Below are 26,710 nucleotides of genomic sequence, written 5' to 3'. Positions count from 1 at the left end.
TCTGTTAGCGGGCAATGGTATAGCCGCGCCCATGCACTTCGGTCGTTTCGTTGATCATCATAAATGCTTTGTCATCGATGCGCATGACGATCTGCTTTGCTTCGGTCAGCTTACGATGGGACAATACGGATAAGACTGCCTTTTGTGCCACCTTTCCCCAACCGGTTTCAATATCCACAAGCGTAACGCCGCAGTCCAGATCATGTAAGAAAGCATCTTTTATTTCCTCATAGCGATCGGAAATGATGAGCATCTGCATCTGTCCTTTGCCAAACAGCAGCACTTTATTGATGACAAGCGAGGTAAGCAGAACGACCATGATTCCGTGCAATACCTGACTGGTGGAAGAAAAAGCCATCTGGGCGAGCAGGATCGTCGTATCAAACAGATAAAGCGTAACACTGACCGGCAGATCGTATTTCTTCTGTAAGATCAGCGGCGGGATGTCCATGCCGCCGGTAGATGCGCCTGCTTTGATGACAAGTCCGATGCCAACACCGATCAACAGACCGGCATAGACCGCTGAAAGCAACAGATCATCGCTGAGATCCTGTAATGCGTCCATCGAAGAAAACACATCGAGAAACAGCGGATAGATCAGGGTGGATAAAATGGTCGTCAAGGCAAACTTTTTACCGAGGATCCAAAAGCCCAGCACAAACATGACGATATTGACGATCAATACGCTGAGGGAAATGCGCAGACCGAAAAAATGTTCGCCGAGCAGCGCCAGTCCGGTCGTTCCTCCTGCAATCAGGCGCGCCGGCAAAATAAACGCCGCGATGGCAAATGCCAGTATCGCATTGCCGATCAGGATCAGAATGATCGTTTTACATTGTTCTAATAAGCTATGCTTCATATAGGCTCCTTTCCGGCATCATTTCAGAAAACGCCGAATGATTTGATCTTTTGCTTTGGAATAAGGACGAAAGCGCACCGGCACATCTGCCCTGATCGCTTTTTTGACGATGCTGCGGCGATGCGAGAAGGTACGAAAGCTCTCATAGCCGTGATAACTGCCCATGCCGCTGTTGCCGACCCCGCCGAATCCAAGCCGGGAAGTCGATAACTGAATGATCGTATCATTGATGCAGCCACCGCCGAAGCTGCAGGCAGAAAGCACTTTTTTCACCGCTTTTCGATCTCGGGTAAACAAATACAGCGCCAACGGCTTTTCCTGCTTCTTGATCAGCTGAATGGCCTCAGGAAGACTTTGATAGGTAAGGATCGGCAGGATCGGTCCGAAGATCTCCTCCTGCATCAGCACATTGTTTATATCATTCAACTCCACCAAAGTCGGTTCGATCAACTGCTTCTCTTCATCAAATCTACCGCCGTATAACAAGGATTGATCGTTTAATAAAGCACATAGCCTGCGCATATGTTTTGCATTGATGATCTTTGGCAAATGGGGATCCTGAAGCGGATCACTTGGAAATGCCAGTTTGATCTGCGTGATGATTTCCTTTACCAGCGCCGCCTGGATCGTTTCATCGACCAGCAGGTAATCAGGCGCTACACAAGTCTGTCCGCTGTTGAGAAACTTGCCGAAGACGATGCGCTTCGCCGCACTTTTCAAATGGGCGCTGCGCTCTACGATACAGGGACTTTTTCCACCCAGTTCCAAAGTAACCGGAGTCAAATGACGGCTTGCTTTTTCCATGACGGTCTTTGCTACGGCAACGCTGCCGGTAAAAAAGATGTAGTCAAAGCGCTCCTCCAATAACTGTGTATTGGCTTCTCTGCCGCCCTCTATACAAGTGATAAATGCCGGATCAAATAATGCTTCTATCATCTTTGCCAGTAGGGAAGAGGTATGCGGCGCATAGGCAGATGGTTTTAAGATCACACAGTTGCCGGCCGCGATCGCGCCGATCAAAGGCTCCATGCAAAGCAAAAAAGGATAATTCCAAGGCGCCATGATCAATACGACCCCATATGGTTCATGATCATAAAAACCGCGGCTGTAAAAATGGGCAAGCGGCATTGGCACCGATACCGGCTTCATCCATTTGCGCAGATGCTTCATCTGAAAACGCAGTTCACTCAGCGTCATGCCGATCTCGCTCATATATGCTTCGCTCGGTGCTTTTCGCAAATCCTGATATAAAGCGTCCTGAATCATTGCTTCATGCTTATGGATCCAGGCTTCGATCTTGTTTAATGCCGCCATTCGATGCGCATAAGACTTTGTCTGTCCGCTTTGAAAATACTGACGCTGTCTTTCCAATTGCTGCCGCAGTTCCATACGATCCCTCTTTTCTTCATTCGCATAGCTGATCTGATATCATCACGTTCATCATCATTTTCATGATCTTCCATGCACTATGGTTATTGTATCATAAAAGATCCGTCTAAGTGGTGGAAAGTCATAAATTATGGTATGATACTAAAAAAGGAAGTGAATTTATGAATGAAATGATTACCGCTGCGTTATATCAAGAACGCAGACTTGCCCTGATGGAGCAGATGGATGAAAAAAGTGTCGTGCTGCTTTTTTCGGGCAAGACGATCATGCGCAGTGCGGATGAGGAATATCCGTTTTCCGTAGATCGTAGTTTTTATTATTTATGCGGTATTGACCGTGCGGATATGGTATTGCTCATGCACAACTTGCAGGGTGAGGTCAAAAGTGAATTATTTATTCCGCCATATGATGCAGAATTGGCAAAATGGGTCGGTCCGCGCATGAAAGAGAAAGAAGCAATGGAAATCAGCGGAGTGGACGCGGTTTATCCGATCGAACAACTGAAGGAACATCTGCATGATAAGATCGTTTATCATCGTGACGGCTGTCCGCTGACATTCGGCTTAGATTTATGGAAATATCGTGTCGATCAGGACGATACGCCGGCGCATGCGTTTGCGGCTTATGTTCGTCATCAGTATCCGGACTGCTGGATCAGCGATATTTATGATCGTTTGGTGGCTTTGCGTATTGTGAAATCAAAGGCGGAAATCGCTTGTATGCGAAAAGCCCAGCAGACGACCAAGCAGGCGATCGAGGAATTGATGGCCTATGCCAAGCCGGGAGTCAATGAACGGGCATTAGAGGGCGCATTTGATTTTGCACTGGCAAAGCAGGGCGTAAAAGAGCATGCGTTTCCGAGCATCGTAGCCGGCGGAGCAAGGGCGACAACGCTGCATTACAGCGACAATGACCAGATCGTAAAAGACGGCGAACTGGTATTATTGGATCTGGGCAGCACCCATCAGCATTACTGTGCCGATATTTCCCGCACGTTCCCGGTAAACGGCAAATTCACACCGCGGCAGAAAGAATTATATGAGCTGGTCTTGGAAATACAGGAAAAGATCATCCATACAGCGAAAGCGGGAATGGAACTGCGCGATCTGCAAAATATGGTCATCCGCCATTATGAAGAGAATCTGCATCGCTTGGGATTAGATCGAAACGGCAAGCAAGTAGCAGACTATTATTGGCATGGCGTTTCTCATCATTTGGGATTAGATACGCATGATATCAGCCTGCGAAATGAGCAGGTGTTAGAACCGGGCATGGTCATTACCGTAGAGCCGGGCATCTATGTGGAAGAAGAAGGCATCGGTATCCGCATCGAAGATGATATTCTGATCACGGAAACCGGGGCGATCGATCTGTCGGAAGGTATCTTGAAAAGCGTGGAAGAGATCGAATCGTTTATGGCAAAGGCGAAGAAAGAAGCATAAGACGTTATGAAGCCATATCGTATTTTACTGTTTGATGCCGACGATACTCTGTTTGATTTTCAGAAGGCGGAAGAGCAGGCATTAGACAAAGCATTGCAGATGCACGGTTTTCCACATGATGAAGCAATCAAACAAGATTATAAAAAGATCAATTCAGAATTGTGGCAAGCGTTTGAAAAGGGACTGATCGACAAAGAGGCGATCAAATCCCAGCGTTTTACCCGCCTGTTTCAACAGTATCAGATCGCCTATGACGGCACTTTATTTAATGAGGAATATTTGCGCTATTTGGGAGAAGGCAGTGATCTTTTGCCGGATGCGCTAGCGGTATGTGCAAGACTGGCTGAAGATTTTGATCTCTATTTGGTTACCAACGGCATTGCCCAGACCCAGCGAAGCCGCTTAGATCGATCTGCCTTGAAGCCTTATATCAAGAAGATGTTTGTATCGGAAGAAAGCGGTTATCAAAAACCGCAGAAGGAGTATTTTACGTATGTGGAAGCGCGTATTCCTGATTTTGCACATGATCAGGTGCTGTTGATCGGCGATTCGCTCGCTTCGGATATGACGGGCGGGATCCATGCCGGCTATGATGTATGCTGGTTTAATCCTCATCATAAGCAAAATAAGGGGCATTTGCCACTCACTTACGAAATTGATGATCTGCGCGCATTATTTGATATTTTATATGGAAGTGAAAAGAGGTAAAAGCATTTATGAAAAGAAAGCACATTCGTATGCTGCTTATGACGGCATTGTTGCTTAGCTGTACGGCGTGCGGTTTTTTCGGCAAGGAAGAAACACCGACAGCGCCTGAAAAAGAAGCAGTGAAGCAGGAAGAAAAAAAGAAACAGGAAACACCTGTAACCGATGCGGCGACGCTGCGCAAGCAACAAATCGAAAAACAGGCGGAAAGAATGATGCGGGAGATGACGACTTATGAGAAGCTGTGTCAGCTGTTGATCGTCAGTCCGGAGAGCTTGACCGGTGTGGGACCGGTAACGGCTGCATCGGATGTCAGCGCACAGGCGTTAGCGAAAATGCCGGTCGGCGGTATTTTATACAGTCGTCAAAATTTCATCAGTCAGGAGCAGGTAAGGACGATGCTGACCAATTTGCAGAGCTATGCGAAGATCCCGCTGATCTTGACTTGTGATGAGGAAGGCGGTCGGGTCAATCGACTGATGGACAGCGTATCGACGACCTATATCGGACCGATGTTAAACTATAAGGATCAAGGCAGCGATGTCGCTTATCAAAATGCGTTTACGATCGCTTCCGATATGAAAGCGCTCGGTTTTAATTTTGATTTGGCACCGGTGGCAGATGTGTGGTCGAATCCGGCCAATACGGTCATCGGTGATCGGGCGTACAGCGATGATTTTCATGAGGCAGGGGTCTTGGTGAAAGCGGCGGTACAAGGGTTTCACGATGGCGGTGTCGGTACGGCATTGAAGCATTTTCCGGGACATGGTGATACTTCGGCTGATACGCATCTGGGTGCGGTTTATGTGTATAAGTCGCTGGATGAACTGCGTGGGAATGAATTATTGCCGTTTCAATCCGGCATAGAAGCCGGCAGTGATATGGTAATGATCGCACATTTGATCTTGCCGGATATTGATGATCAGCCGGCTCCGTTTTCAAGCAAGATCGTTACGGATCTATTGCGTAAGGAACTGCATTTTGAAGGGGTCGTCATTACCGACGGCTTGCAGATGGGGGCAATGAGCGATTATTACAGCAGTGGAGAAATCGCAGTGCGGGCGATATCGGCAGGGGTAGATCTGCTGTTATGTCCGGATAATCCGCAGGAGGCTGTGTCCGCGCTGCAAAATGCGCTGGAACAGGGAGAACTGTCGCAGGCTCGTATTGATGAAAGTGTCAAACGCATCTTGGCAATGAAGATCAATCGCGGAATCATTCCTTTGGAACAATCGTAAAACAGCAGTTCTGTTTTCTGCCTTGCATAAAAAGTGTAAGCAGCAAAATTGATAAGGAAACGGCATCGGTTGCGGTGTCGTTTTTGTCCTTATATACGGGCAGGCACACATCATATTTGATTTAGGGAGAAAAAGATCGTTGATTTGACTGAGGCAAACGTAATTAAAATCAGATAATAAGGAATAAAAAAATCTTGCTTTATGATGAAATGGCATATCTTGATGATAGGCTCCCCTGCATGTATTAGGGAACATTTTAACTTAAATAAACAATGAAAAGTTCCCTAAAAGAGGTTGAAAATTAGGGAATTTTTTGTTATAGTTTATATGAGATTTGTTCCCTAAAAGGAGGTGCTGTTATGGCAGCCGCATATCATGAAATTCAGGAATTACTTAGAACTCGTGCAGATCTTCAAACAAGACTGCGTCTATTGCCTTATGATGGAACACCGGAAATCAAAAAGCAGGGTAGCGGAACCTATCTTTATGTTAGAAAGCGAACCGCGGGAAAATTGACTTCCATCTATGTAGGAACATATACGGAAGAACTTTATAATCTGCTTCTTCGCAATGCCAGAGAAGCCAGAGAGATTAAGAAAGAAATTCGCAACATTGAAAAACAGCTTGCTGCTGTCGGATATGTGGAAGACGGGCTGACTGCCGATATAATCAATAACATTGCCTTTGCCCGCGCCCATATGAAAATAAATATCTATGATCAAGCGGTTTTGGAAGGAATTGCAACTTCTTTCCCACAGACAGAAGAAATCATAGAAAACGGAAAGGTCTTCGGCATGAATGCAACCGATGTCCAAAAGATCTTGAATTTGAAACACGCATGGGAGTTTATTCTCGATCGTGATGTCGTCGCAAGCCATTCTGATTACTATATGCTTAGTTATATTGCAAGGCTTGTCAATGAAGGCTTTTTTGCAGAAGGTGGACGGATCCGCGGGGTTCCGGTCACCATTGGCGGTTCATCCTATATTCCGCCATTGCCTAATGAGATAGATGTTAAAAATAAAATTCGCGAGATTACGGAAGCAAACGATGAAATTATCAATATTGCAATCAACCTGTGTCTATATTGTATGAAAACACAGATCTTTCTAGATGGCAATAAACGCGCATCGGTTATTTTCGCAAATCATTATCTGATTGCGCATGGAGGCGGCTTTTTGGTGATTCCTGAAAAGGAAGTTCCGGAATTTAAGAAACTGCTTGTGAAATACTATGAGGGCGAGGATCGTTCTGCTATTGTCGCTTTTATGAAAGAACGATGCTGGAAAACAATGTAAGACCAACTATAAATAGAATTGGGGAGCATTTGCTGCAAAAGCAGCATCCGCTCCCCAATTTGTGATTGATTCGGTCGAAATCATGATAATGAAACGGCAATCCTGTCGATCAAGATCTGCCGCTTATCGCTATCATGATTCCACTGCTTCTTTATAAATCGTCCGCATTTCTTTTTCAGTGATGATCTCTTGTTCCACCATCGCTTCCAGTACCTGTTTCTGCCGCTTTTTTGCTAGTTCATAACCATCGCTCAACTGATAATTGGCAGGTGCCTGTGGTAATCCCGCAAGCATGGTCGCCTGTGCCTTTGTCAGTTGATCCGGTGTCGTATGGAAATAACCTTCGCAGGCTTCTTTGATTCCATAATAGCCATCACCGAAATAAATGACATTCAGGTACAGCTCCAGTATTTCATCTTTTTCTAACATGCTTTCGATATCATGTACGAAATATAATTCACTGACTTTGCGAAGCAGCTGCTTCTTCTGATTAAAATATAAGTTTTTACATAACTGCTGCGAGATGGTACTGCCACCCATCGCATACTCATGTTCTATTACATTGGTAAAAAAGGCTTCAATGATATTGCTTAAACGAATCCCGCCGTGTTCATAAAAGGCAGGATCTTCGATCGCTAAGATCGCCTCTATGAAAAAGGGATCGATTTCTTCGATTTCTACATAGGAAGGATTTTCTTTTGCTTGTGAGATCACTGCTGCCAAAGGGCGTTCATTGATCAGTTCTTTATATTTTAGATAGCCGCTGATCAGCAAGCCGGCTAAGACGAGAAGCAAGACTGCTGCGACTGAGAGGATCGCTTTTTGGTAGCGTTTCACAAGGATACCTCCTTTTTTTCAGTGAGTGTATTATAACATGAAAAAAGAAAGATGAGAATATGCTCGTTTTCATACTTGCCGATTGCAAAATAAAAAGAGAAAATGAAATCATTGATCCCCGTCAATTCTATCATTTTCTCATCTTGTTTTTATGGCCTGACGATCAGATAAATTGCTTTGCTTTATGATCGTAGTGTTATTCACTGCCATTTATCTTGATCAGGTCATAGGATGAGAAGATCAGTTTCATTCATGATTTAAGTAAACATATTTTACGCTTTGAAAATATGTTGAATCTCCCCCAAAACTGTTTCTCAATGACGCTTTAGCATTGAACTAGAAAATACCTTGTTCAAGTATCCCATTGCTTCCTGCGCATAATTCCGGCGCATCTTGCGATTCGTTATTTGCGTTGAGGAGCAACGGTGAAACAAGAACAGCAGTCAAAAAGAAAGCTGATAACCATTTCCGCATTAGATTCACCTCCCGCTCATAAGTATATGCAATTACACTCGGAGTAGATGAAAAGTGGAAATTCATGTTATTTTCATAAGATATTTTACAATTATTAGGTAAAATTGCATAAAATAGCGGGAGTATGTTCAGCTGTTCATGACTTTTTCGTAAAGTTTATAAAAATATTTTTGTTTATTGCAGCGTATGCAGATCTGAGATAGATGGTCGAAAACGATACTGAAATAAAAGGCATTACATCTGATTTCATTTTGAAAAAAGTAAAATTTTGGTAATAAAACAGATGTAATGTAAGAGTATTCATTATTTATTATTGCTTCATAGAATAAGTAGACTAATTGTAAACATGGGGTTACTTGATCAAGATAGGTTTTAGCACATGTAAGAATATCAAATAGCGCTTGTTTGTTTAATAGTGTTTTGTTATGTTCAAGACATCTGAATAAATAGGGAAGATCATAAATAGATTTGCGTGGATTATACAAGATAGCTTGCTTAAAAGCCGATAGTGCCTCTGCATAATAGCCTAGCTCAACATAGGTAACTGCCATATTGTGATAAGAAGATCCGAGCAAATGATACTGCTTCTGCTTTTCCAACAGTATGATTGATTTATGCAGATACTCTATGGAAGATGTCTTATTAAAATAATGATAAGAGATGCTTAACATGTTATACACTTTTGCCAGATAATACTCAGCGTTCTGTCTTTTCAAAACAGGGAGCAGCGCTTCTAATTTGGCGATTGCTTTCAGATGCTCATTCTTGCGAATCAGAGCCGTACATTTCAGAAGATCCAATACGATGCTGTTCATCTCTAATTGCTGTGCGTCATGCAATAGATTCATATAATGTGTTTGACTGTATGCCACCATACTGAAATAATAACAGCCGATTTCCAACAAGATCGGTTTCAACAGCGGGTCTATATACGCTTTGATGTCGTAGAAAAGATGGATATCGGCAGGATCGACGGATAGATTTTCATGATAATGGGCAATTAACAAATACATCTTCTCCATTTCACGATAGTAGACAGAAGTGCGATACGGCTTCAATGACCGTACTGCCTGATTGGCCAGATCAACAAGCTTTGCTTTCTTTTGTTGTTCCGCTGCCAAAAACATACAGGAATGGAGTTCATTTAACAAAGCAATGAGGGAAGGCAGATAGTAATAGCAGGTATTTAAGTTCTTCAACAGTAAATGATAGATCTCATAGTTGTCGCTCAGTTTCCCATTACATAGATCATGATACTTTTTACCGGTGCAGATCCGCATGCTATGCGCATCTAATAGAAACCGGGATTTGGTATAACGGGGACTTTTCGTCATTTCGAGCAACTGTTGGCGGTGGTATTCAATCAGAAACATAATCATAGGCAGGTGTGCTTCCGCAATCCTGACCGGTGTATTTTGTTTCATATCATAACTTGCCTTCTTAGAAATTACAGTATTGCTGGATGGCTCTTTCTAACCGGAAACGGGATTGATTGGAATTGCGAAGCTGGCATAATTCTTCCATTTCGCTTTGAAACACATCGACGATCAATGCACGATGATAACTGCCCTTTAAGTAGAACGGACAAAGTTTCAATAAATCGTGCTTTAAGCGGGTTGGGTTTTGTTGGGTGAGCTTTGCTTCCATATAATGCAGATAAGGCAACCGCTGCTGTTCATCCGGATGGGAAGCGATGATTTCTTTTGTAATCTGTAATAACTGCGCGTTAGGCAAATGGATCAGTTTCGCAAAATACGCATAATAAGGAAAAACGTAAATCAACTGATCGGGATAATGATGATAGATCCGATCTAATGCGGCGAAAGCCTGTTCATACTGCTGTTCTAAATAATAAGTATAGGCATATAACTGATACACCATGACCTTTTGGCTGGGACGCAGTAAGCGAAGATCGGCACTGATGCTTTGCATGCGGGCAAAAAACGCCGTGTGATCTAATTCCATATCCACCATTGCCTGCAATAAAAGCGTTTCATCATATAGATGGGCATAGCCGTTTTCCGATGCGAAGACCTGTACTTTTCGGCACAGCTGATAAGCAGTCAGCGTATCATAGCGATTAACGAGATAACGCGCATAGATAAGCTGATGGATCGGCTCAACGACCTGTTTGTCAAAGCCTAATACTTGTATGCAAAAATCGGCTTGCTTGAAGTCATAGCGAATATGAAATAAATATTCAAAGAGAACATAATGAAAAAGCAGCATTGCATCGCCTTGGAAAAGAAAGGAGATGTCACACAGCGTATTTATTTCTTTGGTGTAGAAAACATGCGGATCACTGATCTGATAAAGCGTTTCAAACAAAAGCAGATGACCGTGAAAATAAAGATCATCCTCTTTTGAAGCAAGCAAACGCCGGCAGTCCTCCAATTTCTTTCTGAATGCGGTTAAATCCTGATAAAACAAGAGCAGCAGTTTGGAATAGAAGGCTTTGATCTGTTCATCGAGCTGCGCATCATAAACAAGAGAAAATCCGAGTTTATCGGCGAGCCGTACATAATATTCCGATTTGACCGGAACATGGTGCGTCATACGAGAATAAACGCTGCGGGTACAGATCATGTCAGGTTGTCCATCTTGAATGAAATCGGTGATGTTTTGGTGAGGATAGCGTTTTTGGTGATAATAAGCGATCAGCTGTCCGATGGTTGGTTTTATAGATTTTGATAACTTGCTCATAGCAATACCTCTCTTAAATATAGAATCGTTATGTCATAAACGTATGAAAAGTAATCATATTGTATCACAAGAAAACAAAAAAGAAATCCTACAGATAAGAGAAAATAGCGGTTCAGGCGAATAAGTGGGGCAAAGGCAGAAAAAAGAAAGCGGATCGATCACTGAAAAAGATAAATCAGTGTTATAATGATACAGTTGAATAGGAAAGAGAGGCATCGGGTAATGACGGCAGTTACGATTATTTCGGGATTTTTAGGTGCGGGAAAGACGACGCTTATTCGTGAGTTTATGAAAAAGCTGTATGCGAAAGAGCAGATCGTATTGATTGAAAATGAGTTTGGCGAGATCGGAATTGACGCAGCTTTTTTGGAAAATACCGGCATTGCGATCAAGGAGATCAACAGCGGTTGTATTTGTTGTTCGCTGGTCGGTGATTTCAAAACGGCGCTGTTACAGGTATTGGAGCAGTTTCATCCTGATCGTATCATCATTGAGCCAAGCGGTGTGGGAAAGCTTTCCGATGTATTAAAGGCGGTCAAAGAAGCGGATGCGCGCTTAATGATCGATAAAGCACTTTGTGTGGTGGATGTAAAGAAAGGGAAACTGTATGCCAGAAACTTCGGGGAATTTTTTCGCGATCAGATCGAATATGCGGACGGTGTATTATTAAGCAGGACGCAGTACGCATCCGCAGAAGAGATCAGCGAGGCAGTCATGGTCGTGCGTGGAATTTGTGAAGAAACGGCGATCTGTACGACCCCTTGGGAGGAACTGGATCAAAGGGCATGGCAAAATCTGTTTGCCCATTTTAAGCGGAAGCAATATCATCATTTCTCACAGGAAGAAGCACATGCGCATCATCACCATGCACATGATGAAAAGCACCACCATCATCATGCGGATGAGGTGTTTGCTTCTTTTGCCCGGGAAACGATCAAACTTTATACGAAGGAAGAAGTAAAGCATATTGCGCAGGAACTGGCCGAGCAGGAAAGCTATGGAACGCTGCTGCGGGCAAAGGGAATCTTACTTGGTGAGCAAGAAGCCTATCAGTTTGATGTAACGCCGCATGAATATGAAGTGCGATGCGCGACGGCGCAAAAGCAGGGGCGTTATTGTGTGATCGGTGCTAAGCTGAATGAGGATGCTTTGCGCAAGCTGTTTGAGGAAGGATCATGAAAGAGTGTTTGCTGTATGTGTTCAGCGGTTTTTTGGAAAGCGGGAAAACGACGCTGATTCAAGAAACCTTGCTGGATCCGCAGTTTCAAAGTGATGAAAGAAATCTGATCTTGGTATGCGAGGAAGGAACAAAGGGCTATGACGACGCTTTTTTGAAGCAGGTCAATGCGCAGATCGTGATGGTTGATGACGTTTCTCAACTGAATGAGGATTTTTTGGAAGCGTGTGAACAGCATTGTCATCCTGATCGGGTGCTGGTAGAACTGAACGGCATGTGGAGCGTCGATCGCTTTTTGGATCTGGTATTTCCGCTGCGTTGGATCTTGGTACAGATCTTATCAACGGTCGATGCGTCTACCTTCGATCTGTATTTGACCAATATGCGCAAGATCGTATATGAACAGCTGCGGCACAGTGAAACGATCATTTTCAATCGCTGTAACAGGACGACGAATCAGCTTTATTTACGCAATAATATAAAGGCGATGAATCGCGGTGCGCAGATCATCTATGAAAATGAAAACGGTACGATCGAGCCGCTGCATGAAGCGAGTCTGCCTTTTGCCATGGATTCATCTATTACGCTTTCTGATCATGATTATGGCATCTGGTATATGGACGCGCTGGAACATCCGCGCAAATATGAGGGCAAGCAGATCACTTATCAGGCCAAGGTGTATCCATCGCCGAAAGCGCAGGCGAGTGCCTATGTGCTGGGCAGAGAAGCGATGGTGTGCTGCAGTGAAGATACTTCACTGATCGCTTTATGGGTCTTTACAGAGCAAGAACTGCCGGAAGTGGGAACATGGCTACAGATCAGCGGCACGATCAGCGTCGCATATGATGCGGATTACGGGGGAGAAGTATGTATGATCAAAGAAACGGAAAGAAAGGTCATCACCCACTTGGAGGATTATGTTTATTTTACATAAAAGACCGCTTTCAAAGGCATAAAAAAACATAAATTCAGGGAAACAAGCCATTGAATTTGTGTTACAATAATTACGTTATTTTTGAATAACAAGAAAAAAGTAAAAAACGGACAGGGTACATGCGGTTTGCTTTTTCATCGATCGATTTCGATGGACGAAAAAACTTCATGCTGTGCTTTGCCAAAGTGAAGGTCGTAAAAGAATGGTACGCTTTTAGGATCTTCAGGAAGAGAATGAGGATGGAGGACAAGCAGACAAATGAGTGGATTTTTTGGTGTTGCATCAAAGAAAGATTGTGTACTGGATTTGTTTTTCGGGGTCGATTATCATTCGCATCTGGGTACGCGGCGTGCCGGTATGACGGTGCATGGCGAAGAAGGATTTAACCGCGCCATTCACAATATTCAAAATTCGCCGTTCAGAACGAAGTTCGAGAAAGACATTGAGGAGTTTAACGGTAATTTGGGGATCGGCTGTATTTCCGATAATGAAGCGCAGCCGCTATTGGTAAAATCGCATCTTGGTTCTTTTGCGATCACGACGGTCGGCAGGATCAATAACTTAGAGGAACTGCGTGATCTTTGTTTCTCCAAAGGCGCGACGCATTTTCTGGAGACCAGCAGCGGGGTCATCAATCCGACGGAGCTGGTGGCGGCATTAGTCAATCACAAGGACAGCATTGTAGAAGGTCTTACTTATGTGCAGGAAATCGTTAAGGGATCTATGAGCATTCTGCTGATGACGGCAGAAGGCATTTATGCGATGCGTGATCGCTATGGACGTACACCGGTCATCATCGGACAAAAGGACAGCGGTTACTGTATGACATTTGAAAGCAGCGCCTTTTTGAATCTCGGCTATCATCATTATCGTGATCTGGGTCCGGGAGAGATCGTGTATATCACGCCGCAGAAGGTGGAACAGAAAAAAGCGCCGCAGGAGGAAATGAAGATCTGTTCATTTTTATGGGTCTATTATGGCTATCCGACTTCTACCTATGAGGGCATCAATGTCGAATGTATGCGCAATGAATGCGGAAAGCTATTGGCTCGACGCGATATGGAAGCAGGCGTGCATGTCGACAGTGTTGCCGGCGTACCGGATTCCGGGACGGCGCATGCGGTCGGCTATTCTAATGAATCGCATCTGCCTTTTGCCAGGCCCTTTATCAAATATACGCCGACATGGCCGCGTTCTTTCATGCCGGCAAGTCAGAAACAGCGTAATATGATCGCTAAAATGAAGCTGATCCCGGTCAAGGAAATGATCCATGATAAGAAATTATTGCTGATCGATGATTCGATCGTGCGCGGAACACAGTTAGGAGAAACGACCGAGTTTTTATATGACAGCGGGGCAAAGGAAGTGCACGTACGTCCAGCCTGTCCGCCGATCATGTTCGGCTGTAAATACTTAAACTTTTCCCGTTCCAGTTCGGAAATGGATCTCATTACCAGAAGGGTGATCCATCGTTTGGAGCATGATCATGTAACCGATGAGATCTTGAAGGAATATGCCGATCCAAACAGCGAACGCTATGCGAAGATGTGTGAAGAAATCAGAAAGATCTCTAACTTCACGACGCTGCGCTTTCATCGTTTAGATGATATGGTGGAATCGATCGGTTTACCGAAGTGTAAGCTCTGTACGTATTGCTTTGATGGCAAAGAGTAGATAGAATATGGAAAAGGGATGATGTGTCGAACATTTGTTTGCCATCATCTTTTTTATGGAATACGATCATTTGCGAAAGAGAACGGTTTTCTTTTGGAAGCGCTGTGCTATAATGAAATAGACCATAAAAAATAGAAAATGAGATGAGGTAGGGAAAAGATGGAAAAACTGCGGGTAGAGTGGAAAGAACTGTTATCGGTCGTCATCGGTTCGATCTTGTTTGCGGCCGGTATGAATCTGTTTATCGTGCCGATGGGGTATTACAGCGGCGGCCTTTTGGGGGTATCGCAGATCGTGCGTACCATTTTGATGGATATTTTGCATATCCCGATTCCCGCCAATGTGGAAATTGCCGGCATCTTGAATTTTGTTTTGAATATTCCGCTGTTTATGATCGCATATAAGGATATATCAAAACGCTTTTTCTTTAGAACGCTGTTGAGCGTTGTTGTACAAAGCATCACCCTGACGGCGATCTTGATTCCGGCAGTGCCGTTTTTAGAAGATGCGTGGATGACATGTTTAGTAGGCGGCGCGCTTTGCGGGGTCGGCATCGGATTGGTATTGCGCGGCGGGGGATCCGGCGGCGGAGCGGATATACTCGGCGTATTATTGACGCAGAAAATTCCCGGTTTCAGTGTCGGCAAGATGTTTACCGGATTCAATCTGATCGTCTATGCGCTTTGTGCGGTCTTGTTTAATCCGATGGTGGCGCTTTATTCCATTATTTATTCCGTTATCATGTCAACGGCGATGGATAAGATCCATTATCAAAATATCAATATGACGGTCATGATCTTTACGAAAGTAGATGGCATTGATACACTGATCAATCAAACGATGGTGCGCGGTGTTACGAAATGGGATGGTTTTGGTTCTTATACCAATGAGAAAACCCATGTGCTGGTAACGGTCATTTCCAAATATGAGGTCAGCCGCTTAAAGAAGCTGATCCATTCCCTTGATCCGAAGGCATTTGTGATCTTTAATGAAGGAATGAGTGTCAGCGGCAATTTTGAAAAGCGTTTATAAAACAGCTGCATATAGAAAAAAACGATTCGATCAGACATGCGAATCGTTTTTTAGTTTCGTTATTCACTGCTTTGATACAGGCAGATAGATGGAAAAGGCACAAGTGCATGATTTGCGTAAGATCTTGTTACTTTGGCAAATAGGAAAGTGGGATCATCTGCTTGTCTGCATAAAGGAAAAACGGCATTTGCTTTTCATAATGAAAAGCAGAATCGGTAAACAGCTGATAGTAATCATACAGCGTAAAGATCGATAGATCGGTGGATATGCTTTGATATAAAACATAGCAGTCTTTTAAGGAAAGCGTGTGTGCTTCGTCATTGAAGTAGGTGATGATCTGTTCAAACTGATCCTGCTTGGCATTCTTTTTCAGATCGAGCTGATCGGCCATTTCTTCGGTATCGAGCAGCACATGGTGATCGATGGATAAGGAGAAAGCATCGCCGATCGCCTCTTTGATACAGGAAACAGCAGTCTCATTTTCGGCGAAATCTGCCGTATCGGTAATTTGATCGTGGAGGCAGGGAATCGGCATGGCGCTGTTTTTGGGAATGGCTAAAATCTGAAAATCGCTGCCTTGATTGGCAATGACATAATAAGTATCATCGCTGTTTGGAATCAATAAAACAGCGCTGTTATGGTTAGCGGCAACGGGCTGAATGAACGGCAAAAGCAAAATCAACAGTAAGATCATTTTTTTCATAACGACAACCTCTTTTCCTATCAGATAGTGCTAGTATGGTAAAGAGATCGTATGCTTATACCATTTCGATCGAAAAAAAGAAAGGAAAAACAGAACGATAGGATTTCATCTTTGAATCACAGCAGTCAATGCACTGTCGTTATCCATAAGCTGTACTGAAAAAAAGAATAATTGTATAAAAATGAACACAAAAGCAGTAAAATTTAAGTAAAAATTAAATTTTATTAAGGAATATGGGGTTGCAATGTTCAAAATAAGGTCTATAATAGTTAATATTGAACAAAGGAGTTTGCTTATGAAAAAATTATGGGTCGCATTGCTTGGCGTAGCGATCGTACTTTGCGTTTACAGTGTGAAAGCGCAGGGCGGTACGATCATCGTCTATTCTTGTATGGAACAGTTTCGCAATGATCGTATGCAGGCGGAATTAGAAAAACAATTTCCGGATAAAGAAGTGATCGTCATGTATGTGCCGACGGCGAAAGCGGCTGCGAAGATCAGTGTTGAAAAAGAACAGACCGATGCGGATATCATCATTGATATGGAAACGGCATATATGGAGAAGATCAAAGAGCAGTTGGCGCCCTCTGCACAATATTCTAAGTTAGACTATGTAGATGACGCAAAAACAAAGGATGATCGCTATGTGATCTGGAATCGTCAGGCCGGCAGCATCATTGTGAATCACAGCGTGTTAGACAAGTATGATCTGCCAACGCCGCATACTTATGAAGATCTGTTAGATCCCGCTTATCAGGGACTCATCGCAATGCCTGATCCTAAATCCAGCGGCACCGGCTATTTCTTTTTGAAAAATCTGGTCAATGTGTTAGGCGAGGAAGAGGCGTTTGCTTATATCGATCGGCTGGCCGACAATATCAAGCAGTTCAGTGAATCCGGCTCGGGTCCGGTAAAGCTGCTGGTACAGGGAGAGATCGCCATCGGACTGGGACTGACGTTTCAAGGTGTCAGTGAATACAATGAGGGCAATGATCTGGAAATGCTGACGCCGGAATACGGCTCTCCTTATTCCATGACCGGAGCCGCCTTGATCAAAGGCAATGAAAATGATGAAGAAGTACTGGAAGTGTATCAGTATCTGATCAATGAATATCTGGTCATTGACAAGGAATATGACTCTCCGGAACAGATCTTGAAAAAACAAAACAACTATATCGAAAACTATCCGAAAAACATTCGTTATGCCGATATGCAGGGGATAGAGGACTTACAGGAGAAAGAGAGGCTGCTTGCGAAATGGAAGTATTAAAGCAACAAAATGTGAAATTACAGGTGCGTGATCTGAAAAAACAGATGAACGGAAAAGAAATCTTAAAAGGCATTTCCTTTGATGTGTACGACGGAGAGTTTTTGTCGGTGCTGGGGCCGAGCGGATGCGGGAAGACGACACTGTTAAGGATCCTGATCGGCTTGGAAACAAAGGATGCAGGTTCTATCATCAAAGAAGGACGTGAGATCTCGGCGCTTAAACCAAGCGATCGCGGCATGGGCATCGTCTTTCAGAATTATGCGCTGTTTCCCAACATGGATGTTTTAGAAAATGTATCGTATGCGTTAAATGTGCGCTATAAAGACAATAAGAAGGCAAAGCAGATCGCCGCGGAAACACTGGAGGCGATCGGCTTAAAGGATCAGCTGCATAAAAAACCCTCACAGTTGTCCGGCGGTCAGCAGCAGCGTGTGGCGATCGCGCGTACTTTGGCGTTAAATCCGGATATTATCTTGCTGGATGAGCCGATTTCCGCATTGGATGTGTCGATGCGGGAGGTAATGAAGCGGGAACTAAAGGAAATTCAAAAGAAATTCAGATCGACGATGATCTTCATCACGCATGATCAGGAGGAAGCGTTTTTCTTGTCGGACCGCATCATGATCATGAGCGAGGGTAAAATCGAACAGATCGATACGCCGCGGGAAATTTATGATCACCCGGCAAATGACTATGTTCAAGATTTTGTGGTAAATCATTTGGATCAAAAATATGAGTCGTTATTAAAATGTACCGGTAAGAAGAGCGGAGATGAACAGCATGCGCAATAGAAGCTATCACAGTATCCGGGTTTTGATCATCGTATTTCTTTTGATCAGCGTCGTTGCGCCGCTCATTACCCTGTTGTGCAATATTCATGTAGACGATATTCCCAAGATCATAGACGCGCCGCAGTTTTGGCCGATGATCTTCAATTCTTTGTTGGCGAGCGCTTTGGCGACGGCGATTTCAGTTACGCTGGCTTTGGCGCTGGCATGGTGCGTCAATCGCAGTTCGATCAAGATGAAAGGACTTTTTTCCGTCTTGTTTACGCTGCCGATGCTGATTCCCAGTATTTCACATGGGATGGGGCTGGTGCTGTTATTTGGCGACAATGGACTGCTGACGAATTTATTCGGTGTGAATTTGCCGCTGTATGGTTTATTGGGCGTTGTGATCGGTGAAGTGCTGTATAGCTTTCCGGTCGCTTTCCTGTTATTCACCGATACATTCCAGTATGAGGATTATACGATCTATGAGGCGGCGGAGGTGCTTGGTCTCAGCAAGTTCAATCAGTTTGACTGCATTACGCTCGCCAATATGAAACGGCCGCTGCTTTCGGCGATCTTTGCGGTATTTACGCTGGTGTTTACGGATTATGGGGTGCCTTTGGTATTAGGCGGTAAGATGATGACGATTCCGGTCTATATGTATCGTGAGGTCATCGGTCTGCTTGATTTTTCAAAGGGTGCGATCATCGGGATCTTGCTGCTGATTCCGGCTGTCATCGCATTTATTGCCGATCTGCGCAATAAAGACGGCCAGCGCAGCAGTACGATCGTACGCGCTTATGAGATTCATCCAAACAAAGTGCGGGATGGGTTATCCTACCTGCTTTGCATCGTTACGGTGGTGCTGATCTCCCTGCCGATCCTTACTTTTGTTTATCTCAGCGTGGTAAAGCAGTATCCGATCGATCTGTCGTTTTCACTGGTAAATGTGGCAAAGGCATTTGATCTGGGGCTAGGCATGTATTTGATCAATTCCCTTACCATCGCCCTGTTTTCCGCTTTGATCGGTGTGCTGCTCACTTATTTTGCGGCTTATATCACCGCTCGTTCAAAGCGAACCTTTACGACGATGGCGCTGCATTTGATTTCGATCTTATCGTTGGCGATACCGGGAATCGTGCTTGGTCTTTCCTATGTGCTGTTTTTCAAGGGCAGTGTGATCTATGGCACGCTGGCGATCTTGGTGCAGGTCAATCTGGTGCATTTCTTTGCCTCGCCGTATCTGCTTGCCTATAATTCTTTCAGCAATTTCAATGAAAATTTAGAAGATGTGTCGATGACGCTGGGCATTTCCCGCATGAGGATGTTGAGCGATGTCTACATGCCGTGTATGAAAGAAACGCTTTGTGAGATGTTCAGTTATATTTTTGTCAATGCGATGGTAACGATCTCGGCGGTTTCTTTTCTGGCAAACTTTAAGACGATGCCGCTTTCCCTTTTGATCCCGCAGTTTGATTCCCAGTCGCTGATCGAGGCAACCGCCTTTATTTCGGTGGTGATCTTAGCGGTCAATGTATTGATGAAGATCGCGGTGTTCTTTGTCAAGCATAGGATCAAACGCTATGAATAGCGGGACTGCTTTCAAAAATCAATAAATGACTTGTCTATGTGCATAAGTCTGGTAAAATAGGAAATAGCTGATAGTAGAGGATGGAGGTAAACCGGATGGATCAAGATGCACTGGAATTATTGAAAATACGGTTGGCGACACTTTCTGCGATCAAAGGAATGAAAGTAGATGAAGTGCTGAAAAAGGCGGTGGTCGCTGCGCTTGACGATACATTAACACTAGTGGAAATCGCGCGGATCGCACAGGTGCTGGAAGTAGAAGCGGCGTCGCTTTTTGAGAAATAAATGCTGACATGGGAAACAGACTTTTTGAAAAGAGATGTGAAAAGTCTGTTTTTTTCGTGAAATGTATGGATTTTATGACAAGAAGCAGTGCCTTTTTCTATAAAATCAGGTATAATCTCTAATGTGAGGTGGCAAGTATGAAAAAACACAGATTATCGATTAAAGCCAAAAAACGATTGATTGCGGTATTAGGCACGGTCGTGGTGCTGGTGCTCGCAGTCGTGATCGGCGGCAATTTATATATTGATTCGATCTTGAACAAGATGAATCAAAAAGATGCGATTTCTAAAGAGCAGGGCGGCGTATCGGAAGAATCGCTGTCGCTTGAAGAACGCTACAATGTGATCAATATTGCGCTGTTGGGTGCGGATGGTACCGAGAATGACACATCACATCGCACCGATGTCATGAAGATCATATCGCTCGATTTCAACAACGATAAAATTACGATCAGTTCGATCCAGCGCGACAATCTGGTCTATATTCCGGGAATCGACGACTACAATAACTTCAATGAGGCGTATTCCAGCGGCGGTGTAGAATCGGCGCTGCAGACGCTGAATTATAATCTGGATCTGGATATTACGCGCTATGTGCTGTTTGATTTTAATTCCGTACCGAAGATCGTCGATCTTTTGGGCGGCGTTTCTTTGTCGCTCAGTGCGGCGGAAGCGGGACAGATCGGTCTTTCCGGAGGCGGTGTTTATACGCTAAACGGCAAACAGGCGCTGGAATATTCGCGTATTCGTAATCTGGACAGCGATTACGGCAGAATGAACAGACAAAATCAGGTCATCTTGGCGATCGTCGATCAATTCAAAAGCAGAAGTCCTTTTGAACTGCTGGATATCGTCAATCAGGTCATGCCGTACATTGAAACAAATGTCAGCAATTCGGAGATCAAGCGTTTTGCCATGAATCTGCTTTCTTTTGATCTGGGCAATATCACACAGCTGCAGTTTCCGGAAAACGGCTATGAAGACATTGAAGCGACCGTGCCGATCGGCAATACTTCGATTCATTATATCTTAAAAGATTTCCAGGGAAATGTGGCGATGCTGCATGAACATATTTACGGAGTGAAAAACTATCAGGTCAGTGATCGTCTGGACGCATCGATCAAACGGATGCGGGAATTGTATCTGCCTTATTGATGAGCAGTTAAGGAAATGAGGAAGCAAGACGTGAAAGCGGAAATCGGATTTGTCATTTTGCATTATCAGGTACTGCAGGAAACACTGGCTTGTATTGCTTCGATCGAAGCACATATCGATACGGCAAACTATGCGATCATCGTCGTGGACAATGCATCGCCTAATGGAAGCGGCAAGATACTAGCGAAACGCTTTGTAAATAGTGAGCGTGTGCAGGTGATCGTGAATGAAGAAAACTTAGGCTTTTCACAAGGAAACAATGTCGGTTATCGCTGTGCGAAAGCGCTTGGCTGTACGTTTATCTGTTTATGCAACAATGATACCGAATTGATGCAGGATGATTTCTTACAGGTGGTAAAGCAGGAATATGAAGCATCACACTGTGCCGTGATCGGTCCGCAGATTCATTTGCCGGATGGCAGTATTTGTGCTTATCCGAAAAAACTGCTGCGATACAGTGAATTGGATGCGGATCGTCTGCGGGTCAAAAAACTGATCAAACGCAACAAGTGGTTGATAGAATCACTGCATTTATTTCTTTACAAGTATATCGGCAAACTGATTCGCTGGCAGAAGATTCGTCATCGCTATCGTGAAGAACTGCCGATCGAGGGAAGAATGGAAATGGTGCGCTTACATGGGTGCTGGCTGATCTTTACGCCTGTGTATGTGGCGCAGTTTGATGGATTAGAGGTCAGAACGAAGTTTTACGGAGAAGAAGACGTGCTGTTTGTACGGTTGATCCGCCATCATTTATTGAGCGTCTACCAGCCGCGCTTAAAGATCCTGCATAAAGAAGAGGCGGCGACCGGTGCGGCTATGGGAAATAAGGATCGAAAAAAACGGCTGTTTCGCTATGAAACGCACTTACAGACGCTTGCTATGCTGCAGGCGCTGTATGAAGAAGATTTAGAAAGTCTGGACGGCTATATTTAGAAAAGCGTAAAAGGAGGAAGTACAATGCCTGCAATCAGTGTAATTATACCGGTCTATAACGCACATGTTTATTTTGCCGAGGCACTTCCTGCCTTATTGCACCAAACCTTTCAAGATTATGAACTGATCTTTATAAATGACGGTTCAACTGATGACAGTGAAGCGATCTTACAAAAACTGGCGCAGGAGGATGTGCGGGTGCAAGTCCTGTCACAGGAAAACAAAGGACAGGGAGCAGCCCGCAACAAAGGAATCGATAGGGCTAAGGGCGACTTTATCTGCTTTGTGGATATTGATGATGCGGTGTCTGAGAAGATGCTGGAAAGGCTGTATCAGAAAGCGCAACAAGAAGATGCGGACATTGTCTGGTGCAGTGCCAATCTCATCAAAAACGGCGAGAAGGTCGGCTGCTTGGACGATACGACCATTTGGAGCGATGATGATGAAAAAAACTATGTGCTGCATCATGCAAGTCCTTGGCGCAAGCTGATCAAAAGACAGCTGCTTATAGATCATGCGTTATATTTTCCGAAATTGCGCGCCTATGAGGATCTGGCAGTCGTGCCGCATTATGGGCAATATGCGAAGCGGATCGCTTATGTGGAAGAAGCGCTGTATGATTATGTCCTGCATGAAGGATCGACGATGCATCAAAGTACGTATAATGACAAGCTGGAATGTATTTTCCCCTGCATGGAACATTTATATAATGGCTTTGATGAAGCGCATCGCGTGCGTTATCACGATGAGCTGGAATATTTATTTACGGATCATCTGCTTCATGCGGCGTCACTTCGCTTTTTCGCCTTTGCGCAGGGGAAACAAGCACTGGATCGAATCGTAAAGGTGATGCAGACAAGATTTCCCGATTGGCGAAAAAACGTATATGTGAAGCAGAAAAATTGGAAATATCGGCTGATCTGTACGCTGTTTTATCAAAAACGGTATCGGCTGTTAAAATGGCTTTTGCGATAGCGAGGAAACTGAAATGAAAAAAAAGGTGTTGTTTGTCGTAGATGAAAGGCAGATGGGCGGGGTATCGGCAGTATTAGAGGATCTGCTTCATCTGCTGGATCATGAAAAATTTGATGTGGATGTGCTGGTGCTCCACGATCGCGGCGATCGCTTACAAAACCTGCCGGCAAATGTGCGGGTCTTTTTCGGGACGCCTTTTTTTCGGGCGATCGACTGTTCGCTGAAAGGCGCACTGCATAATGGCGATCTAGGTTTGCTTGTTCATAAGCTGCGCTTGATCTTTTTGATGAAAACCGGACGGATCGCGAAAAAGATCATGAAAGAGCGCCGGAAATTATTGAACAGCAGCTATGATGTGGAAGTGGCGTTTAAGGATGGCTTCTGTGCATTGTTCAGCGGTTATGGCGATACGCCGATCAAACTGCACTGGCTGCACAGTTCCTATCGCTATGATGATCCGACTGCGCACTATACATCGCTGTTTGAAACAGTGCTGCCGCGCTTTACTAAGATCGTTGCGGTCTCTCATCAGGTCGAACGGCAGTTTCAGGAAATTTATCATTTAGAAAATAAGACGGTTGTCATCGCACCGCCGATCGATGTAACGAAGATCAAACAGGAAATGGCAGAAGAGCCGTCCTGTGAGCTGACAAATACTTGTTTGCAGATGGCGGCAGTGGGACGGCTTCATCCCTTGAAGGGCTTTGATCGCTTATTAGATGTCATTGCCCTAATGAAAAGGGAAGGGTTGATGGAACAGGTACAGGTACATATTTTCGGTGATGGGGAAGAACGGGAGCAGTTGCGGCAGCAGTGCAAGGCCTTGGGACTGGAACAGGAAGTCATATGGGAAGGGGCTTGCGTGAATGTAGCGGCGAATTTGAAATGTTTTGATCTGCTGCTTATGCCTTCTTATGCGGAATCGTTTGGATTGGTCATGCTGGAAGCATTTTTATGCGGCGTGCCGGTATTGGCAACGCGTACTGCGGGCAGTGAGATGTTAATGACAGATGATCGATACGGCTGTCTTTGTGAGAATAGCAGGGAAGGATTTGCGAATGGGCTTCGCAGGATCTTGCGGCAACCTGCACTTTTAACAAAATGGAAAGCCGGCTTAAAAAACTATCAATATGATTATGCGGCGATCATGAAGCAGATCGAGAGCCTGTTGAATGGAGAATGTGTATGATAAAAGTCAGTGTAATCGTACCGGTTTACAATGTGGAAGCCTATTTGGAGACATGCCTGGAAGCTTTGGTAAAACAGAGCTTGAAGGAGATGGAGATCATTGTGGTAAATGACGGCACGCAGGATGATTCACAAAAGATCATTGATCGTTATGCAAAGCAGTATCCGGATCGGATCAAAGCCTATCAAAAGGAAAACGGCGGGCTGAGTTCTGCCAGGAATTATGGGATCGAACGGGCACAGGGTGCATATCTGGCGTTTGCGGACAGTGATGATACGGTTTCTGAAACGATGTATGCGTCAATGTATCAGAAAGCGGTGGAAGGAAATTTTGACTTGGTCGTCTGTGATTTTTATGAGATCCGTAGTGGCAAAGCGATCGCTTGTTCCTGCCACGTCGAGCAGGATCTGTATGGAAAAAAAGCGATTCAAGCGCATATGATCTCGTTTTATCCTTCCGCATGGAATAAGCTTTATAGGCGTGCGTTGTTTGAAAACCTGCGTTTCAAAGAAGGCATTTGGTTTGAGGATGTGGAGCTTGGCTATCGCATGCTGCCGTATGTAAACAGCATCGGTGTGGTGCATCAGCCATTTTATCGGTATTTGATCCGGACAAACTCCATTAGCAATAGCGTCGATCCGCGCATTTATCACTGCATTGATAATTGGAACGGCATCTTGGCATTTTATAAAGAAAAGCATTTGTATGAAAGTTATCGGGAAGAACTGGAATACTGTTATGTGCGATATTTGTTTGCGACATTTATCAAGGCGGCTGCGAAATATGACCGAAGTGAATATCGAAAAGCGGTCGTGCGGGCAATCGATGAGGTGAACCGTCATTTTCCGGATTATCGAAGCAACCGCTATTTGCAAGAACATTCGGCGAAAAACTGGTATTTGAAGCGGTTTAACCGCGCGGTGGCGTGGCTGGCGTATGGTTTTTTGGCGAAGGAAGCGAGGTGAGCGAAGTGAGAGTATCGGTTGCGATGTGTACCTATAATGGGGAACGATTTATCGAGAAGCAGATAAAAAGCATTTTAGAGCAGAGCAAAGCGGTAGATGAGATCATCATTTGTGATGACGGCTCAAAGGATCAAACGCTGGCGATTGCGGAAAAATTGCTGGCGGAAAGCACGGTTGCTTATCGGATCGAAAGAAATGAAGAAGCATTAGGGGTCGTGCGGAATTTTCAAAAGGCCTATCAGCTGTGCGGCGGTGATTTGATTTTCAGCTGTGATCAGGATGATATATGGAGAAGTGATAAGGTAGCGGTGATGGTCGATTATTTCGAGAAATATCCCCGTGTTAGTTTAATTGCGAGCAATGCAGTATTGATTGATGAGCATGATCAAGCGATGAATTTGACTTTGAGGGAAGGCTTGCTGTTTGATGCCGAGAAAGAGGAGTTTCATTTGTTTCCGCAGCTATTGAAGCGTTATTGCATTACCGGCGCGACGATGGCAATGAGAAAACGATTTTTTGAGGAGTGCTTTCATGTCAGTGATCTTTGGTTACACGATGGTTTATTGGCGATGATGGCCGGTGCAGCGGATTCTTTATTATATTTAGATGAAAAATTAACGTACTATCGTTTACATGGCAATAATGTGTGCGGAATTGGAGATACTACATTGCTGCGTGATGGTACGCCTGCGCAATTAAAGCAAGCGTTTAGCCGCAATACAAAAAAGACGATCCTGCATTCGCCGTTTTATTATCAGGATCATGCGTATGAGCATTATCAAAGATATTATGAAGTCTATGAATTTTTGAAAAAGCATGAGAGCAAGGATGAAAATCTGAAACGATTAACCGAGTGTTTGGATTTTTGGCGCTATCGCAATCAGCTGCCATCGCTTTCCTGGCGAGAATTTCTAAAGAAAAGAAAACAGATGAAGCAAAACAGAGCCTATGAAAACTATATGGATGATCCGTGTTTTTACCGTGGAGATCTCTATTTTTGGTTCATTTATCATATCTTTTCTCGTTATAATCATCATCATGATATAAAATCATGCTGAAAATTATGACAAAATAAATGGATTTTGTTATAATCAATATATTGTAGAGATAG

25 protein-coding genes are annotated in these 26,710 nt (G+C 44.2%); 18 read left to right on the top strand and 7 right to left on the bottom strand.

What is annotated here, in order from left to right; translation table 11 throughout:
* Positions 1-4 precede the first annotated feature (4 nt).
* A complete protein-coding gene (locus C1712_RS06125; protein WP_102267732.1) occupies positions 5-859 on the bottom strand; it encodes a YitT family protein in 855 nt (284 codons plus the stop codon).
* Between the two features lie 18 nt (positions 860-877).
* The gene (locus tag C1712_RS06120; protein WP_102267730.1) at positions 878-2,248 is read right to left on the bottom strand and encodes an aldehyde dehydrogenase; all 1,371 of its coding nucleotides are present in this window, start codon (positions 2,246-2,248) and stop codon (positions 878-880) included.
* A gap of 161 nt (positions 2,249-2,409) precedes the next feature.
* Here C1712_RS06120 and C1712_RS06115 point away from each other — a divergent pair, with 161 nt between their 5' ends.
* The 4 genes from C1712_RS06115 to C1712_RS06100 all read left to right on the top strand — a co-directional run bounded on the left by C1712_RS06115 (position 2,410) and on the right by C1712_RS06100 (position 6,931).
* Positions 2,410-3,690, top strand: a complete 1,281-nt coding sequence (locus C1712_RS06115) for an aminopeptidase P family protein (protein WP_219718843.1) — start codon at positions 2,410-2,412, stop codon at positions 3,688-3,690.
* Between the two features lie 6 nt (positions 3,691-3,696).
* Positions 3,697-4,398, top strand: a complete 702-nt coding sequence (locus tag C1712_RS06110; RefSeq protein WP_102267728.1) for a YjjG family noncanonical pyrimidine nucleotidase — start codon at positions 3,697-3,699, stop codon at positions 4,396-4,398.
* Between the two features lie 8 nt (positions 4,399-4,406).
* On the top strand, positions 4,407-5,633 hold the full coding sequence (locus C1712_RS06105) for a glycoside hydrolase family 3 N-terminal domain-containing protein (RefSeq protein WP_102267726.1): 1,227 nt from the start codon (positions 4,407-4,409) through the stop codon (positions 5,631-5,633).
* Between the two features lie 359 nt (positions 5,634-5,992).
* The gene (locus C1712_RS06100) at positions 5,993-6,931 is read left to right on the top strand and encodes a Fic family protein (protein WP_102267724.1); all 939 of its coding nucleotides are present in this window, start codon (positions 5,993-5,995) and stop codon (positions 6,929-6,931) included.
* A gap of 132 nt (positions 6,932-7,063) precedes the next feature.
* Here the strand turns inward: C1712_RS06100 and C1712_RS06095 are convergent, their stop codons facing one another.
* The 4 genes from C1712_RS06095 to C1712_RS06085 all read right to left on the bottom strand — a co-directional run bounded on the left by C1712_RS06095 (position 7,064) and on the right by C1712_RS06085 (position 10,945).
* The gene (locus C1712_RS06095) at positions 7,064-7,768 is read right to left on the bottom strand and encodes a biosynthetic peptidoglycan transglycosylase (protein WP_178200068.1); all 705 of its coding nucleotides are present in this window, start codon (positions 7,766-7,768) and stop codon (positions 7,064-7,066) included.
* 336 nt (positions 7,769-8,104) lie between these two features.
* Positions 8,105-8,242 (bottom strand): hypothetical protein, encoded by a 138-nt coding sequence (locus C1712_RS12665; RefSeq protein WP_178200069.1) that lies wholly within the window; start codon positions 8,240-8,242, stop codon positions 8,105-8,107.
* A 128-nt stretch (positions 8,243-8,370) separates the two neighbouring features.
* Positions 8,371-9,666, bottom strand: a complete 1,296-nt coding sequence (locus tag C1712_RS06090; protein WP_102267720.1) for a tetratricopeptide repeat protein — start codon at positions 9,664-9,666, stop codon at positions 8,371-8,373.
* Positions 9,667-9,682: 16 nt separating this feature from the next.
* Positions 9,683-10,945, bottom strand: coding sequence for a hypothetical protein (locus C1712_RS06085; RefSeq protein ID WP_102267718.1), 1,263 nt, complete (start codon positions 10,943-10,945; stop codon positions 9,683-9,685).
* A 186-nt stretch (positions 10,946-11,131) separates the two neighbouring features.
* Between C1712_RS06085 and C1712_RS06080 the strand changes: the two genes are divergently transcribed.
* The 4 genes from C1712_RS06080 (at position 11,132) to C1712_RS06065 (ending at position 15,762) form a co-directional block, all read left to right on the top strand.
* On the top strand, positions 11,132-12,124 hold the full coding sequence (locus tag C1712_RS06080) for a CobW family GTP-binding protein (protein WP_245858076.1): 993 nt from the start codon (positions 11,132-11,134) through the stop codon (positions 12,122-12,124).
* Positions 12,121-13,056 carry a TIGR03943 family putative permease subunit gene (locus tag C1712_RS06075; protein WP_102267714.1) on the top strand — a complete coding sequence of 312 codons (936 nt, stop codon included), beginning with the start codon at positions 12,121-12,123 and terminating at the stop codon, positions 13,054-13,056. Before C1712_RS06080 ends, C1712_RS06075 begins: the two co-directional genes overlap by 4 nt.
* A gap of 258 nt (positions 13,057-13,314) precedes the next feature.
* Positions 13,315-14,730, top strand: a complete 1,416-nt coding sequence (locus C1712_RS06070; protein WP_102267712.1) for an amidophosphoribosyltransferase — start codon at positions 13,315-13,317, stop codon at positions 14,728-14,730.
* 159 nt (positions 14,731-14,889) lie between these two features.
* Complete coding sequence (locus C1712_RS06065; RefSeq protein ID WP_102267710.1) at positions 14,890-15,762, top strand: YitT family protein; 873 nt, start codon at positions 14,890-14,892, stop codon at positions 15,760-15,762.
* A 127-nt stretch (positions 15,763-15,889) separates the two neighbouring features.
* On the opposite strand, the gene C1712_RS06060 is transcribed toward C1712_RS06065, so the two are convergent.
* A complete protein-coding gene (locus C1712_RS06060) occupies positions 15,890-16,465 on the bottom strand; it encodes a hypothetical protein (RefSeq protein WP_102267708.1) in 576 nt (191 codons plus the stop codon).
* Between the two features lie 295 nt (positions 16,466-16,760).
* Between C1712_RS06060 and C1712_RS06055 the strand changes: the two genes are divergently transcribed.
* The 10 genes from C1712_RS06055 to C1712_RS06010 all read left to right on the top strand — a co-directional run bounded on the left by C1712_RS06055 (position 16,761) and on the right by C1712_RS06010 (position 26,657).
* The gene (locus C1712_RS06055) at positions 16,761-17,735 is read left to right on the top strand and encodes an extracellular solute-binding protein (RefSeq protein ID WP_102267706.1); all 975 of its coding nucleotides are present in this window, start codon (positions 16,761-16,763) and stop codon (positions 17,733-17,735) included.
* On the top strand, positions 17,723-18,526 hold the full coding sequence (locus C1712_RS06050; protein ID WP_102267704.1) for an ABC transporter ATP-binding protein: 804 nt from the start codon (positions 17,723-17,725) through the stop codon (positions 18,524-18,526). Before C1712_RS06055 ends, C1712_RS06050 begins: the two co-directional genes overlap by 13 nt.
* Entirely contained in the window at positions 18,516-20,096 is a 1,581-nt protein-coding gene (locus C1712_RS06045; protein ID WP_102269783.1) for an ABC transporter permease subunit, read from the top strand. The genes C1712_RS06050 and C1712_RS06045 overlap by 11 nt, the downstream gene beginning before the upstream one ends.
* A gap of 95 nt (positions 20,097-20,191) precedes the next feature.
* Complete coding sequence (locus tag C1712_RS06040; RefSeq protein WP_102267702.1) at positions 20,192-20,380, top strand: hypothetical protein; 189 nt, start codon at positions 20,192-20,194, stop codon at positions 20,378-20,380.
* A gap of 137 nt (positions 20,381-20,517) precedes the next feature.
* Positions 20,518-21,534, top strand: a complete 1,017-nt coding sequence (locus tag C1712_RS06035; RefSeq protein ID WP_102267699.1) for an LCP family protein — start codon at positions 20,518-20,520, stop codon at positions 21,532-21,534.
* Between the two features lie 15 nt (positions 21,535-21,549).
* Positions 21,550-22,470, top strand: a complete 921-nt coding sequence (locus tag C1712_RS06030) for a glycosyltransferase (RefSeq protein ID WP_102267697.1) — start codon at positions 21,550-21,552, stop codon at positions 22,468-22,470.
* 24 nt (positions 22,471-22,494) lie between these two features.
* A complete protein-coding gene (locus C1712_RS06025) occupies positions 22,495-23,445 on the top strand; it encodes a glycosyltransferase family 2 protein (protein ID WP_102267695.1) in 951 nt (316 codons plus the stop codon).
* A gap of 13 nt (positions 23,446-23,458) precedes the next feature.
* A complete protein-coding gene (locus C1712_RS06020; RefSeq protein ID WP_102267693.1) occupies positions 23,459-24,634 on the top strand; it encodes a glycosyltransferase in 1,176 nt (391 codons plus the stop codon).
* On the top strand, positions 24,631-25,599 hold the full coding sequence (locus C1712_RS06015) for a glycosyltransferase family 2 protein (protein WP_180963086.1): 969 nt from the start codon (positions 24,631-24,633) through the stop codon (positions 25,597-25,599). Before C1712_RS06020 ends, C1712_RS06015 begins: the two co-directional genes overlap by 4 nt.
* On the top strand, positions 25,596-26,657 hold the full coding sequence (locus tag C1712_RS06010) for a glycosyltransferase (protein WP_102267689.1): 1,062 nt from the start codon (positions 25,596-25,598) through the stop codon (positions 26,655-26,657). The genes C1712_RS06015 and C1712_RS06010 overlap by 4 nt, the downstream gene beginning before the upstream one ends.
* The last annotated feature ends 53 nt before the right edge of the window (positions 26,658-26,710 follow it).

It is taken from the genome of Massilicoli timonensis (assembly GCF_900199515.1).
GTDB classification, from domain to species: Bacteria; Bacillota_I; Bacilli_A; order Erysipelotrichales; family Erysipelotrichaceae; genus Massilicoli; species Massilicoli timonensis.
This window is presented reverse-complemented; position numbering and strand designations above follow the sequence as displayed.

Bases quoted from the DNA above. Each gene is read 5' to 3' on its own strand.
- C1712_RS06110 (WP_102267728.1), top strand. From the start codon at position 3,697: ATGAAGCCATATCGTATTTTACTGTTTGATGCCGACGATACTCTGTTT.
- C1712_RS06080 (WP_245858076.1), top strand. From the start codon at position 11,132: ATGATACAGTTGAATAGGAAAGAGAGGCATCGGGTAATGACGGCAGTT.
- C1712_RS06070 (WP_102267712.1), top strand. From the start codon at position 13,315: ATGAGTGGATTTTTTGGTGTTGCATCAAAGAAAGATTGTGTACTGGAT.
- C1712_RS06125 (WP_102267732.1), bottom strand. From the start codon at position 859: ATGAAGCATAGCTTATTAGAACAATGTAAAACGATCATTCTGATCCTG.
- C1712_RS06060 (WP_102267708.1), bottom strand. From the start codon at position 16,465: ATGAAAAAAATGATCTTACTGTTGATTTTGCTTTTGCCGTTCATTCAG.
- C1712_RS06035 (WP_102267699.1), top strand. From the start codon at position 20,518: ATGAAAAAACACAGATTATCGATTAAAGCCAAAAAACGATTGATTGCG.
- C1712_RS06075 (WP_102267714.1), top strand. From the start codon at position 12,121: ATGAAAGAGTGTTTGCTGTATGTGTTCAGCGGTTTTTTGGAAAGCGGG.
- C1712_RS06055 (WP_102267706.1), top strand. From the start codon at position 16,761: ATGAAAAAATTATGGGTCGCATTGCTTGGCGTAGCGATCGTACTTTGC.
- C1712_RS06100 (WP_102267724.1), top strand. From the start codon at position 5,993: ATGGCAGCCGCATATCATGAAATTCAGGAATTACTTAGAACTCGTGCA.
- C1712_RS06120 (WP_102267730.1), bottom strand. From the start codon at position 2,248: ATGGAACTGCGGCAGCAATTGGAAAGACAGCGTCAGTATTTTCAAAGC.
- C1712_RS06045 (WP_102269783.1), top strand. From the start codon at position 18,516: ATGCGCAATAGAAGCTATCACAGTATCCGGGTTTTGATCATCGTATTT.
- C1712_RS06030 (WP_102267697.1), top strand. From the start codon at position 21,550: ATGAGGAAGCAAGACGTGAAAGCGGAAATCGGATTTGTCATTTTGCAT.
- C1712_RS06115 (WP_219718843.1), top strand. From the start codon at position 2,410: ATGAATGAAATGATTACCGCTGCGTTATATCAAGAACGCAGACTTGCC.
- C1712_RS06040 (WP_102267702.1), top strand. From the start codon at position 20,192: ATGGATCAAGATGCACTGGAATTATTGAAAATACGGTTGGCGACACTT.
- C1712_RS06085 (WP_102267718.1), bottom strand. From the start codon at position 10,945: ATGAGCAAGTTATCAAAATCTATAAAACCAACCATCGGACAGCTGATC.
- C1712_RS06025 (WP_102267695.1), top strand. From the start codon at position 22,495: ATGCCTGCAATCAGTGTAATTATACCGGTCTATAACGCACATGTTTAT.
- C1712_RS06105 (WP_102267726.1), top strand. From the start codon at position 4,407: ATGAAAAGAAAGCACATTCGTATGCTGCTTATGACGGCATTGTTGCTT.
- C1712_RS06065 (WP_102267710.1), top strand. From the start codon at position 14,890: ATGGAAAAACTGCGGGTAGAGTGGAAAGAACTGTTATCGGTCGTCATC.
- C1712_RS06050 (WP_102267704.1), top strand. From the start codon at position 17,723: ATGGAAGTATTAAAGCAACAAAATGTGAAATTACAGGTGCGTGATCTG.
- C1712_RS12665 (WP_178200069.1), bottom strand. From the start codon at position 8,242: ATGCGGAAATGGTTATCAGCTTTCTTTTTGACTGCTGTTCTTGTTTCA.
- C1712_RS06020 (WP_102267693.1), top strand. From the start codon at position 23,459: ATGAAAAAAAAGGTGTTGTTTGTCGTAGATGAAAGGCAGATGGGCGGG.
- C1712_RS06090 (WP_102267720.1), bottom strand. From the start codon at position 9,666: ATGAAACAAAATACACCGGTCAGGATTGCGGAAGCACACCTGCCTATG.
- C1712_RS06015 (WP_180963086.1), top strand. From the start codon at position 24,631: ATGATAAAAGTCAGTGTAATCGTACCGGTTTACAATGTGGAAGCCTAT.